Consider the following 12,150-nt stretch of genomic DNA (forward strand, 5'->3'; position numbering starts at 1 on the left):
ATTGGGAAAACCATGATCGTGTCCGGCAGTTCGCGAGCTTAGCCGAGAAGGTCGGCGGCGACTTCGAGCGTGTTGCGGAACGACGTCTCGAGATGGTTTTCCATCGCTTGCGCCGCACCTTCGGCGTCGTGACGTTTCAGCGCGTCGAGAATGGCCTCGTGCTGCTCGATCGTCTGTTCGCCATAGCCGGGCCTGGGGATGGCGAGATAGCGGCCACGGTCCATCTGTGCCTTGGAGATGTCGACCGCCCGCCAGATCATCGGCAGGCCGCAGATCTCGGCGATGGTGCGGTGAAAGACGTCGTCGAGCTGGATCGCGGTGGCATAGCGGCCGCGCGATATGGCCAGCCGGTGCGCCGTCATATTGTCTTCCAGCAATTCGCTGGCAGCGGGCGTGAGCTTTGCGGCCGCGCGCCTGGCGCTCTCCATCTCAAGGGCCCGGCGGATGACATAGGCTTCCTCCAGATCGGCCCGGCTGATCGGCGCGACATAGGTGCCCGTCTGTGCCAGGATCTTGACCAAGCCTTCGTCGCTGATGCGCTTGACGGCTTCGCGCACCGGTGTGCGGGAGACGCCGAGGGCCTCCGCGATCGCCACCTCGTTGATCACTTCCCCTGGCTTCATCTGTCCGACGACGATCAGGTTGCGGATCTTATGATAGATCTGATCGCGCAGCGGCAGAGCCCGATTGAGGGTCGAAGGATCCAGGTCCATGGCAAATCCGTGGCTTCGTTCACCAGAAATGGTCGGATCATATTAGAGGGTAAATTGGAATGGATCCAATGCGGCGGTATCGGCGGCAATTGGTTGATTCCAGAGGTCGCCTGGAATCCAGCTTGCTAGGACAGGCCCATCGGCCTGAGGAGAGAATTTCTAATCGCGCCATCGGATTTGGAATAAACTAACACTACAGAGTCTATAGAATAAGCAATCTGCATCGGCGATCTGGTTTTCCCCGGACAGGACCACGCCATGCCTATCCCTTTGCGCTCGCCTTCAATTCCGTCACGCATGATCAGCCATAGCCGCGACGCGGCGGGGGACAGACCATGACTCGAGACGTTCCCGACCGCATCAAGGTACTCTGGTTTCTGCCGACGCATGGCGACAGCCGTTACCTCGGCACGTCCGAGGGCGGCAGGGCCGTCGATCTGCCCTATCTGACGCAAGTGGCGAAGGCGGCCGACACGCTGGGCTACTATGGCGTGCTGTTGCCGACCGGCAGGGCCTGCGAGGATTCCTGGGTGATCGCCTCGGCGCTGGCGCCGCTGACCGAGCGGTTGCGCTTCCTCGTCGCCGTGCGGCCCGGTCTGCAGTCGCCGACGCTCGCCGCGCGCATGACCGCCACGCTCGACCGCATCTCCAACGGTCGGCTGCTGATCAATGTGGTTACCGGTGGCGATCCGCTGGAGAACAAGGGCGACGGCATCTTCCTGTCGCATGCGGAACGCTATGAGGTGACTCAGGAATTCCTGCAGATCTACAAGCGCGTGCTGAGCGGCGAGACGGTCGAGCACGAAGGCAAGCATTTCCGCATCGAGGATGGCCGGCTGCTGTTTCCCCCGGTGCAGACGCCTTACCCGCCGCTCTATTTCGGCGGCTCGTCCGATGCGGGGTCGACGGTAGCGGCACAGGAGATCGACAAATACCTGACCTGGGGCGAACCGCCCGCCGACGTCGAGCGCAAGCTGGACGGTGTGCGTGAACTGGCCGAGAAGGCCGGCCGCAAGCTTTCCTTCGGCATTCGCCTGCATGTCATCGCGCGCGAAACCACCGAACAGGCCTGGGCCGCGGCGGACAGGCTGATCAGCCGGCTCGACGATGCGACGATCGCATCGGCGCAAAAGGTCTTTGCCCGCATGGATTCGGTCGGCCAGGCGCGGATGAGCGCGCTGCATGGCGGCAACCGCGCCAAGCTTGAGATCGCGCCCAATCTCTGGGCCGGTGTCGGCCTGGTGCGCGGCGGCGCTGGGACCGCGCTTGTCGGCGACCCCGACACGATCGCCGAACGCATCGACGAATACCGGCGCCTCGGCATCGATACTTTTATCCTCTCCGGCTATCCCCATCTGGAAGAAGCCTATCGTTTCGGCGAGTTGGTGCTGCCGAAGCTGCCGACAGATCACCCGGTCAAATCAAGCGGTTCGTCGGTCAACACCGGTCCGTTCGGCGAGACCATCGCCGGCGACCATCGGCCGAAGTCACTCACCAGCGCCTCGTGAACGCGTTCCCTCCGGCCCGCCGATTGCGCGTCGCCATAGTCGGCGGCGGCTTTTCAGGCGCTGCGGTGGCCTGGCACCTGGCGCGGGCCTATTCGCCGGAGCGCCTGTCGATCTCGGTGATCGAGCCGCGACCGGCGCTTGGCGGCGGCCTTGCCTATTCCAGCGAGGAGCCGTCGCATCGGGTCAACGTTCCGGCTGTCAGGATGAGCATGGCTCCCGACGACCCGCAGCACTTTGCGCGCTGGCTGATTGGCGACGGTGAACTTGATCGCGACACGGATGCGATCTGGAAGAATGGCGACGCCTTTCCACGCCGGCGCGTGTTCGGCCGCTATGTTGCCGAGCAACTGGCGCCCTATGTCGCTTCGGGCGCGGTTCGTCACGTCGCCGGCCTCGCCACAGCGGTCGTGCCTGATGCGACCGGTGCGGGCTGGACCGTTCACACTCCCTCCGAACCGGTCGCCGCCGACATCGTCGTCCTGGCGGCGACGCATCCGCAACCCGGCGTCCCAGCCGCGCTAGATCCGCTCGCGGACGCACCAGGATTCGTCGCCGATCCGTATGCCACGTCCGCGCTTTCCGGAATCGGGCCGGACGCGTCGGTGCTGATCGTCGGCTCCGGGCTGACCTCGGCCGACATGGTCGCCGAACTCGATCGCCGTGGTCACCGCGGCCGTATCCTGGCGCTGTCCCGCCGCGGGCTGCGCTCGCGCGGCCACCCGGACGTCAGGGGCGAGCCCTTCGGCGACTTTGCATCATCGCCGGCCACGACGGCGCTTGGGTTGCTCAAGACCATCCGCGCCACGCTGGCGGCGGCGCGTGCGGCCGATAGCAACTGGCAATCCGTTTTCGACCAGTTGCGCCTGCAAGGGCCGGTGATTTGGGCGGCACTTGCCGCGACGGAGCGCGCGACGCTGGTTCGCCAGCTGCGCGTGTTCTGGGACGTGCATCGCTTCAGGATCGCACCGCAGGTCGCGGCCGTGCTGGATCGCCGTCAGGCAGCCGGTACTTTCGACAACATCGCCGCCAGGCTCGTTGCATCGAACGACGAGGGCGACAGTCTGGCGGTCAGTTTTCAGCGGCGCGGCCAGACCGGGATCGAGACCGCGCGCTTCGATGCCGTCATCAACACCACGGGGCCGGCTCACGGGCAAGCGCTGCGGCTGAACCCAGCGCTGCGCTCGCTGGCCGATGCCGGACTGGTCAGGGCCGACCAGTACCTCCTGGGTATCGAGACAGGCCTCGACAGCCGCGCCATTCGCCGCGATGGCAAGGCGGCCGCCACACTCTTCGTCGCCGGTCCGCTGGCGCGCGGGACGTTCGGTGAGCTCATGGGCCTGCCGGAGGTCGCCCGCCATGCGCAGACGGTCGCGACCGAAGTTGCAAAGCTGCTCGCGCTCCCGTTCGGAACTGCCGACGCCAACGCCGCGCCGGGCCTGGCCGCGCGCTGACAAAATCGGAAGCCGGCGCGGTCCCGGCAAAATTGGTATTTCCGTCCGGCGAATGCCCCAAAAACGGAAAATCCTTCTTTGTATATATATTCTATAAACATAATAAATATGGGGAAATCTGGTGCCGCCGGATCGATCAACGACACAGCCTGGATGGGAGACAGTTCATGGCACACGCACAAACCGACGCGATCAAATTCGCCTACTGGGTGCCGAATGTTTCGGGCGGCCTGGTGATCTCCAACATCGAGCAGCGCACCAACCATTCGGCTGAGTACAACCGCAAGCTGGCGCAGGTCGCCGAGAAGGCCGGCTTCGATTATGCGCTGAGCCAAATCCGTTTCACCGCCGGCTACGGCGCCGACGAGCAGCATGAATCGGTGGCCTTCAGTCACGATCTGCTGGCGGCCACCACGACGCTCAAGGTCATCGCGGCGATCCTGCCCGGACCGTGGAATCCGGCGCTGGCGGCCAAGCAGATCGCCACCATCAGCTACCTGACCAATGGCCGTGTCGCGGTCAACCTCGTCTCCGGCTGGTTCCGTGGCGAGTTCCACGCCATCGGCGAACATTGGCTGGACCATGACGAGCGCTACCGCCGCTCGGAGGAATTCATCCGTGCGCTGCGCGGAATATGGACGCAGGACAGCTTCACCTTCCGCGGCGATTTCTACCGCTTCAACGAGTATTCGCTGAAGCCGAAGCCTCTGCAGCCGCTGCCCGAAATCTTCCAGGGCGGCTCGTCGCGCGCCGCGCGCGACATGGCATCGCGCGTCTCTGACTGGTACTTCACCAACGGCAACACGCCGGCCGAAATCGCCAAGCAGGTGGACGACATCCAAGCCAAGGCGAAGGCCAACAACCATGCCGTCAAGGTGGGCGTCAATGCCTTTGCCATCGTCCGCGAGACCGAGGAAGAGGCCAAGGCGGTGCTTGCCGAGATCATCGGCAAGGCCAATCCCGAGGCGGTCAATGCCTTCGGGCACGAGGTCAAGAATGCCGGCAAGGCCTCGCCGGAAGGCGAGGGCAATTGGGCGAAGTCGTCCTTCGACGATCTGGTGCAGTACAATGACGGCTTCCGCTCGAATCTCATCGGTACGCCGAGGCAAGTCGCCGAGCGCATCGTCGACCTGAAGCGCGCCGGCGCCGATCTCATCCTGCTCGGCTTCCTGCACTTCCAGGAAGAGGTCGAGTATTTCGGCAAGCATGTCATCCCGCTCGTTCGCGAGTTGGAGAACGCCGAGGCGGCAGCGTCGCTGGCGGCGGAATAGTCACCCAGCGCCGGCCGGATTCCGGCCAGCACACGAATGGCAATGCCGGGGCGCGCTCGATCCGTCGAGCGGCGATGAGGACTTGCACGCCTGCCGAAGCAATCGAGGACGATTTGAATGCCGTTGCCCAGCTATGCCCTTGGAGTGATGGAGGCTTCGGTCTACGCGCCGGAGGTCTTTGCGCGCGGGCTGCCGTCAAACCGGCGGCCGCAGAATCCGCCGGAAGACCGCGTCGAGCCGGCAAGGGTCGTCGCGGGGCCCGCCGCCCCGCTGCTTTCACTTCAGGGCATCGGCCTATCGTTTGGCGGCGTCGTAGCGCTCGCCGATATCGATCTGTCGGTCAATCCCGGCGAAATCCGGGCGATCATCGGCCCGAACGGCGCCGGCAAAAGCTCGCTGATCAACGTCATCAGCGGCGTCTACCGGCCGGATCGTGGCCATGTCGGACTCGACGGCATCAGCTATGCCCAGATACCGACACAGCGGCTGGCGCATCTCGGCGTCGCCCGGACCTTCCAGAACCTTGCTCTGTTCAAGGGCCTCAGCGTCCTCGACAACGTCGCCTCCGGCCTCGCCTACAAGGTCCGCTCCAATTTCGCCGGCCAGGTGCTCGGTGTCGGCCGCTCGCGCGGCGAGCAGCGCGACTCGCTGAGCCGCGCCGACCAGGTCCTCGAATTCCTCGACCTCACCGCTGTCCGCGATCGCCTTGCCGGCACGCTGCCCTACGGGTTGCAGAAGCGCGTCGAGCTCGCCCGCGCGCTGGTTGCCGCGCCGCGCCTACTTTTGCTCGACGAACCGATGGCCGGCATGACCGCGGGCGAAAAGAGCGAGATGGCGGCCTTTGTCCGCGCCGCGCGCGACCGCTTCGCCACCACCGTCGTCCTGATCGAGCATGATGTCGGCGTCGTCATGGGTCTGTCCGACCGCATTGCCGTTCTCGACTACGGCCGCAAGATCGCCGACGCCACGCCCGACGAGGTCAGGAACGATCAGCGCGTCATCGATGCATATCTCGGCGTCGCCTCCGACAATGAGGACGGTGCAGGCATATGATCGCCGATTTCGACTACCAGTTCTTCATCGAAGTGCTCGTCGGCGGCCTGCTGTCCGGCGTCATGTACTCCTTGGTCGCGATCGGCTTCGTGCTGATCTACAAGACCTCGGGCGTGCTCAATTTCGCGCAAGGCGCGCTGCTCCTGTTCGCCGCACTGACCTTCGTCAGCCTCGTCGAGCGCGGCGTTCCGTTCGCGCTGGCGCTGGCGGTCACCTTCGCCATCATGGTGGCGATCGGCGTCGCGATCGAGCGCACGGTGCTCAGACCGCTGACCAACAAGCCGCCGATCACACTGTTCATGGCGACGCTCGGCCTATCCTACATCATCGAGGGCGCCGCCCAGCTGATCTGGGGCACGCAGGTTCACGGTCTCGATCTCGGAATCGAGGACGTGCCGCTGGAAGTCGGCGGCGTGCTGATCAGCCAGTTCGACATCTTCGCCGCGGTGGTTGCCGCCGGCATGGTTGTCCTGCTGTCGCTGTTCTTCCGCTACACCCGCATCGGCCTCTCCTTCCGCGCCGTCGCCGACGACCAGTTCGCCGCCCTCGCGGTCGGCCTCAGGCTGCCGTTGATCTGGGCGACCGTGTGGGCTGCCGCCGGCCTCGTCGCGCTGGTGGCCGGGCTGCTCTGGGGCGCGCGCCTCGGCGTGCAGTTCTCGCTGTCCCTCGTGGTGCTGAAGGCGCTGCCGGTGCTGGTGCTCGGCGGCTTCGATTCCATCCTCGGCGCCATTGTCGGCGGGCTGCTGATCGGCGCCAGCGAGAAGCTCGCCGAGGTCTATATCGGCGACTATTTCGGCGGCGGTATCGAGAGCTGGTTCGCCTATGTCGTCGCGCTCGTTTTCCTGCTGGTCCGTCCTTCCGGCCTGTTCGGCCAGAAGCTCGTGGAAAGGATCTGAGCCATGACCGCGATATCAGGCGATTTCTTCGCGGAACCCGTGCTGCCGAAATGGATCGCGCCCATGCTGTTGCTCGCCTTCGCCTATGGCGTCGTGCCGCTGATCGGCAGTTCCTATCTGTTCGAGGCCATTCTGCTGCCCTTCCTGGCGCTCAGCCTTGCCGGCGTCGGGCTCAACATCCTTACCGGCTATGCCGGCCAGGTTTCGCTTGGGAGTGCGGCCTTCATGGCGGCGGGCGCCTTTGCCGCCTATAATTTCAACCTGCGCGTGGAAGGCCTGCCGCTGGTCGGCAGCATATTCCTGGCCGGCATTGTCGCGGCGACGATCGGCATCGTCTTCGGCCTGCCGAGCCTGCGACTGAAGGGTTTTTATCTCGCGGTCTCGACGCTTGCCGCACAGTTCTTCGTGCAATGGGCGCTGACAAAATTCAGCTGGTTCTCCAACGAATCGGCGTCCGGCGTCATCGATGCGCCAAGATTGTCCATAGCCGGCTTCGCTCTCGACGACGCCGTCGGCCGTTATCTCTTCGCGCTGACCATCGTCGCCGTCCTCACCGTCCTCGCTTACCGGCTGGTCTCATCTCAGACCGGGCGCAATTTCATCGCTATCCGCGACAATGAAACCGCCGCCCGCATCATCGGCATCCCGGTGCTGAAGACCAAGCTGCTGGCCTTCGCCATCTCGTCCTTCATTATCGGCGTCGCCGGCGTCATCTGGGCCTTCGCCTATCTTAGAACCGTCGAGCCTGACGGTTTCGATCTCGATCGGTCCTTCCAGATCCTGTTCATCATCATCATCGGCGGCCTTGCTTCGATCCGCGGCGCGTTTTTCGGCGCTGCCCTCATCGTCGTCTTCCCGCTGGCACTGTCCCGCCTCGGCGGCTTTCTGCTCGGCGACGTCTTTGACTCGGGCGTGCTCGACATGAGCCAGCGCATCGTGCTGGGCGCACTCATCATCCTGTTTCTGATCCTGGAACCCGACGGGCTGGTAGCGCTGTGGGACAGGATCCGAAGACGGTTCCTGTTCGTCTGGCAGCCGGCCTGAGCCCCATGATCCATTCCAAATTGATATTTTGAAAATGAACCAGAGCCGAACAGACGGCTCATATCGGAGTACAACGAAAATGACTTTCCTCAACGCAATCAAGGCGGCGGCGCTTTCCGCTGCTATGGTCGTGTCAGTGGCCTTGCCCGCTGCCCACGCCGACGAGCAATATTTCCCGCTGCAGAGCTATCGCGTCGGGCCCTATGCGGCCGGCGGCACCGGCTTCTTCGGCGGCTTCATCGACTATCTCAACCTCATCAATATCCGTGACGGCGGCGTCAACGGCGTCAAGCTGACCTGGGACGAATGCGAGACCCAGTACGAGGTCGAGCGCGGCGTCGAATGCTACGAGCGGCAGAAGAGCCACACCGGCGCCGCCGCCTGGAACCCGCTATCGGTTGGCATTGCCTACGCCATGATCGACCGCATCACCGCCGACAAGGTGCCGCTGATCACGGTCAACCATGGCCGCACCGACTCCACCGACGGAAGGGTGTTCCCTTACGTCTTCCCGCTGCTGCTCAATCCATACAGCGAGACTTCGGGCATCGTGAACTACATCGCCTCCAAGGAAGGCGGCATCGACAAGCTCAAGGGCAAGAAGATCGTCGTGCTCTATCACGGCTCGCCCTACGGCAAGGAGACCATCCCGATCTATGAGCTGCTGGCGCAGAAATACGGCTTCACCGTGCAGCAGATCGAAGTGCCGCATCCTGGCAACGAGCAGCAGTCGCAGTGGCTGACCATCCGTCGCGCCAAGCCGGACTTCGTCGTCCTGCGCGGCTGGGGCGTGATGAACCCGGTTGCGCTGAAGACGGCGGTCAAGGTCGGCTATCCCGTCGACCATATCGTTGGCAATGTCTGGTCGAATTCGGAAGAGGACGTCATCCCGGCCGGCGACGCCGCCAAGGGCTACACTGCCATCACCACGCAGGCTTCCGGCAACTCCTACCCGGTCGTGCAGGAGATCGTGAAGACGGTCTACGACGCCGGCAAGGGCAACCTTGAAGACAAGTCGCGCATCGGCTCGGTCTACCACAATCTCGGCATCGTCAACGGCATCCTCAATGTCGAGGCGATCCGCGTTGCGCAAGAGAAATTCGGCCACCGCACGCTGACCGGCGACGAGGTCCGCTGGGGCTTCGAACACCTCAAGCTCGATCCGGCCAAGGTCGAGGCGCTCGGCGCCAAGGACCTGTTCCATTCGATCAATGTCAGCTGGGACAATCACGAGGGCGAAGGCTACGTGACCTTCCAGCAATGGGACGGCAAGAAGTGGAACGTCGTCTCCGACTGGATCGCGCCGGACTGGGCATTGCTGCGGCCGATCATCGAAAAATCGGCCGAGGCTTACGCTGCGGAGAAAGGCATCAAGCTGCGCACCGCCGATGATGCCGACACCGTGACCACCAACTGACCAGAATAGCGCCGGGCGTCGCGGATCGGTTCCGCGGCGCCTCGCCGGCTTCGGTCCGCGAAACACGGAAGAAGAGCCCATGCCGAACGACGACGCCATTCTTGCCGTGGATGCGGTCCATGCCACCTACAACCACGCCATCACGGCGCTGCACGGCGTCAGCTTCGAGCTCAGGCGCGGCGAGATCCTGGCGCTGCTTGGCGCCAACGGCGCCGGCAAGACCACCACGCTCAAGGCCGTTTCCAACCTGCTGCCGGCGGAGCGTGGCCAGGTTAACGCCGGCACCATCCGCTATGACGGCGGCGACGTCTCGCGCCGCAAGCCTGGCGATCTGGTGCGAGCCGGGCTGGTCCAGGTGCTGGAGGGCCGCCACTGCTTCAAGAGCCTCACCGTCGAGGAAAACCTGATTGCCGGTGGTATCGGCCGCAGCGGCCGTCGCGCCGAGATCAGCCACGATCTTGAGCGGATTTATGCCTTCTTCCCCCGCTTGACGGAAAAACGCCGGACGCTAGCTGGCCTGACTTCCGGCGGCGAACAGCAGATGACGGCGATCGGCCGGGCGCTGATGTCGCGGCCGCTTCTGCTGGTTCTCGACGAACCATCGATGGGGCTCGCCCCGCTCATCGTCCAGGACATCTTCCAGGCGCTCAGAAAACTCAATCGCGAGACCGGCCTGTCGATCCTGGTTGCCGAGCAGAACTCGGCGGTCGCACTTCGATACGCCGACCGTGCCACTGTGCTCGAAAACGGCGTCTCCGTTCTCTCCGGCGCGGCGGCCGAGCTTCGCCAGCGCGAGGATATCAGGGCCTTCTATCTCGGGCAGCAGGCATCGCCAGCCGCCAAGTCAGTCCATCTCCATGCCGTCGCCTGAAACGAAATCCGAAGGAGCAGTGAAATGACCGTCTCGACCGTCAAGACAGACCAGGCTTCCGCCGCCGTGCCCCCAGTCGCAAGGCCGGCGGCACCGGCGCACATCATCAGGGACGACGCCGAGGCGATCGCGATCGCGCATGCGCTCGCCGCCGAATTCGTCAAGGGATCCTCCCAGCGCGATCGTGAGCGGATCTGGCCGGTCGCCGAACTCGATGCGTTTTCGCAAAGCGGCCTATGGTCTATCAATGTGCCGAAGGCCTTCGGTGGCCCCGGCCTGTCCTACGTCACGCTCGCCAAGGTGATCGAGATCATCTCGGCGGCGGATTCCTCCATCGGCCAGGTGGCGCAGAACCATCTTGGTGTCGTCGCCGCCATCCGCACCGTATCCGACAAGGATCAGCAGAAGCTGCTGTTTGCCGAAGCACTCAAAGGCACGCGGTTCGGCAACGCCTTTTCCGAGTTCGGCTCCAAGCGCGCCGCCGACTTCGAGACCCGCTTCACCGATGCCGGCGACCATGTGGTCGTCAACGGCCGCAAATTCTATTCGTCCGGCGCGCTGCTCGCCCATCTGGTGCCGATCGTGGCGCTCGATGACGAGGGTCGCGCCTGGTATGCGATCGCCGACCGTGGCGCGCCCGGCTTGACGGTCATCGACGACTGGTCGAGCTTCGGCCAGCGCACGACGCTGTCCGGCACCGTCATCATCGACAATGTCAAGGTGCCGAAGACGCATCTAGTGCCTGGCTACAAGGGCTACGACAGGCCGACCGCTGACGGTGCCATCTTCCAGATCATCCAGGTGGCGGTGGACACCGGCATCGCCCAGGCGGCGATCGACGAGACGGTCAGTTTCGTCAGGACCAGAAGCCGCGCCTGGATCGACAGCGGCGTCGACAATGCCTGGGACGATCCCTACACCATCCAGGCCGTCGGTGACCTCACGTTGCGCCTGCACGCGGCGCAGGCGTTGCTCGAAAAGGCCGGCCACGCCATCGACCGGGCAGTGGCCGAACCGACGGCGGAGACGGTCGCGCACGCCCAGATCGTCACCGCCGAGGCAAAGATCCTGTCGACCGAGATCGCCATCGCCGCCACCAACAAATTGTTCGAACTGGCCGGCACGCGCTCGACACTCGCCGAGCACAATCTCGACCGGCATTGGCGTAATGCCCGCACCCACACGCTGCACGATCCGGTACGCTGGAAATACTCGATCCTCGGCAAATATTTCCTCAATGGCGAAAACCCGCCGCTGCACGCCTGGAGCTGATTCCCGCCGGCTGGCCGAAGGCTCGCCACATCCAATTTCGCTATCCGCCTTCAAGAGGTCTACTGCCATGTCAAACCCAACAGTCGTCGGCTTTTCCGGCAACATCACCCGGCCGTCAAAGACACGCGCCTTCGTCGACCTGGTCGCCAGGGACATCGCCGCCCGGCACAGCCTGTCGGCGAGCACCTATGATGTGGAGGATCTCGGTCCTTCGCTCGGAACGGCGAAATGGGCCCGCGATCTCGACGGCCAGGCGCGTGCCATCCTGGAGGAAGTCCTCGCCGCCGACGTGCTCGTCGTCGGGTCGCCGACGTATAAAGGCAGCTACACCGGTCTGTTCAAGCACTTCTTCGACCTGATCGATCCGGCCGCGCTGCGCGGAAAGCCCATCCTTTTGACGGCGACCGGCGGCGGCGAGCGCCACGCTTTGATTGTCGAGCACCAGCTGCGGCCGCTGTTCGGCTTCTTCGAGGCTTTCGCCCTGCCGACCGCCGTCTACGCGACCGACAAGGACTTCACCGACGGCGTTTTGCGCTCGGAAGTCATCCTGAAGCGTGCGGCACAAGCGGTGGATGAGGTGGGCTTCGTACTGGCCAACCGCTCGGCGGGCAGGATCGCCGCCGAATAAATTCTCGCCCACGGATCGGTTCGATC

General features: G+C 64.2%; 11 protein-coding genes. 10 read left to right on the forward strand and 1 reads right to left on the reverse strand.

Translation table 11 applies throughout. The features are described from left to right. Window positions 1–38: 38 nt before the first annotated feature. Window positions 39–713 (reverse strand): GntR family transcriptional regulator, encoded by a 675-nt coding sequence (locus tag NKI49_RS04065; protein WP_352600014.1) that lies wholly within the window; start codon window positions 711–713, stop codon window positions 39–41. Between the two features lie 335 nt (window positions 714–1,048). Between NKI49_RS04065 and ssuD the strand changes: the two genes are divergently transcribed. The 10 genes from ssuD to msuE all read left to right on the forward strand — a co-directional run bounded on the left by ssuD (window position 1,049) and on the right by msuE (window position 12,124). Next, entirely contained in the window at window positions 1,049–2,221 is a 1,173-nt protein-coding gene (gene ssuD, locus NKI49_RS04070; protein ID WP_352600016.1) for an FMNH2-dependent alkanesulfonate monooxygenase, read from the forward strand. Next, window positions 2,218–3,672, forward strand: a complete 1,455-nt coding sequence (locus NKI49_RS04075; RefSeq protein WP_352600018.1) for an FAD/NAD(P)-binding protein — start codon at window positions 2,218–2,220, stop codon at window positions 3,670–3,672. The genes ssuD and NKI49_RS04075 overlap by 4 nt, the downstream gene beginning before the upstream one ends. A gap of 167 nt (window positions 3,673–3,839) precedes the next feature. Then, complete coding sequence (sfnG, locus tag NKI49_RS04080; RefSeq protein WP_352600020.1) at window positions 3,840–4,943, forward strand: dimethylsulfone monooxygenase SfnG; 1,104 nt, start codon at window positions 3,840–3,842, stop codon at window positions 4,941–4,943. 117 nt (window positions 4,944–5,060) lie between these two features. After that, window positions 5,061–5,996, forward strand: coding sequence for an ABC transporter ATP-binding protein (locus NKI49_RS04085; protein ID WP_352600022.1), 936 nt, complete (start codon window positions 5,061–5,063; stop codon window positions 5,994–5,996). Further along, the gene (locus NKI49_RS04090; RefSeq protein ID WP_352600024.1) at window positions 5,993–6,892 is read left to right on the forward strand and encodes a branched-chain amino acid ABC transporter permease; all 900 of its coding nucleotides are present in this window, start codon (window positions 5,993–5,995) and stop codon (window positions 6,890–6,892) included. Before NKI49_RS04085 ends, NKI49_RS04090 begins: the two co-directional genes overlap by 4 nt. Window positions 6,893–6,895: 3 nt before the next feature. Continuing rightward, window positions 6,896–7,936: a branched-chain amino acid ABC transporter permease gene (locus NKI49_RS04095; RefSeq protein ID WP_352600026.1), complete on the forward strand. Its 1,041-nt coding sequence runs from the start codon at window positions 6,896–6,898 to the stop codon at window positions 7,934–7,936. 79 nt (window positions 7,937–8,015) lie between these two features. After that, window positions 8,016–9,353 carry an ABC transporter substrate-binding protein gene (locus tag NKI49_RS04100; RefSeq protein WP_352600028.1) on the forward strand — a complete coding sequence of 446 codons (1,338 nt, stop codon included), beginning with the start codon at window positions 8,016–8,018 and terminating at the stop codon, window positions 9,351–9,353. A 79-nt stretch (window positions 9,354–9,432) separates the two neighbouring features. Beyond that, window positions 9,433–10,224 carry an ABC transporter ATP-binding protein gene (locus NKI49_RS04105; protein ID WP_352600030.1) on the forward strand — a complete coding sequence of 264 codons (792 nt, stop codon included), beginning with the start codon at window positions 9,433–9,435 and terminating at the stop codon, window positions 10,222–10,224. Window positions 10,225–10,248: 24 nt separating this feature from the next. Further along, a complete protein-coding gene (locus tag NKI49_RS04110; RefSeq protein WP_352600032.1) occupies window positions 10,249–11,496 on the forward strand; it encodes an SfnB family sulfur acquisition oxidoreductase in 1,248 nt (415 codons plus the stop codon). 67 nt (window positions 11,497–11,563) lie between these two features. Next, the gene (gene msuE, locus NKI49_RS04115) at window positions 11,564–12,124 is read left to right on the forward strand and encodes an FMN reductase (RefSeq protein WP_352600034.1); all 561 of its coding nucleotides are present in this window, start codon (window positions 11,564–11,566) and stop codon (window positions 12,122–12,124) included. The last annotated feature ends 26 nt before the right edge of the window (window positions 12,125–12,150 follow it).

Source organism: Mesorhizobium sp. M0587 (assembly GCF_040320945.1).
GTDB lineage: Bacteria > Pseudomonadota > Alphaproteobacteria > Rhizobiales > Rhizobiaceae > Mesorhizobium.

Coding starts and splice junctions, on each gene's coding strand:
- NKI49_RS04065 (WP_352600014.1), bottom strand. CDS start 713: ATGGACCTGGATCCTTCGACCCTCAATCGGGCTCTGCCGCTGCGCGAT.
- sfnG (WP_352600020.1), top strand. CDS start 3,840: ATGGCACACGCACAAACCGACGCGATCAAATTCGCCTACTGGGTGCCG.
- msuE (WP_352600034.1), top strand. CDS start 11,564: ATGTCAAACCCAACAGTCGTCGGCTTTTCCGGCAACATCACCCGGCCG.
- NKI49_RS04105 (WP_352600030.1), top strand. CDS start 9,433: ATGCCGAACGACGACGCCATTCTTGCCGTGGATGCGGTCCATGCCACC.
- NKI49_RS04095 (WP_352600026.1), top strand. CDS start 6,896: ATGACCGCGATATCAGGCGATTTCTTCGCGGAACCCGTGCTGCCGAAA.
- NKI49_RS04090 (WP_352600024.1), top strand. CDS start 5,993: ATGATCGCCGATTTCGACTACCAGTTCTTCATCGAAGTGCTCGTCGGC.
- NKI49_RS04100 (WP_352600028.1), top strand. CDS start 8,016: ATGACTTTCCTCAACGCAATCAAGGCGGCGGCGCTTTCCGCTGCTATG.
- NKI49_RS04110 (WP_352600032.1), top strand. CDS start 10,249: ATGACCGTCTCGACCGTCAAGACAGACCAGGCTTCCGCCGCCGTGCCC.
- NKI49_RS04085 (WP_352600022.1), top strand. CDS start 5,061: ATGCCGTTGCCCAGCTATGCCCTTGGAGTGATGGAGGCTTCGGTCTAC.
- ssuD (WP_352600016.1), top strand. CDS start 1,049: ATGACTCGAGACGTTCCCGACCGCATCAAGGTACTCTGGTTTCTGCCG.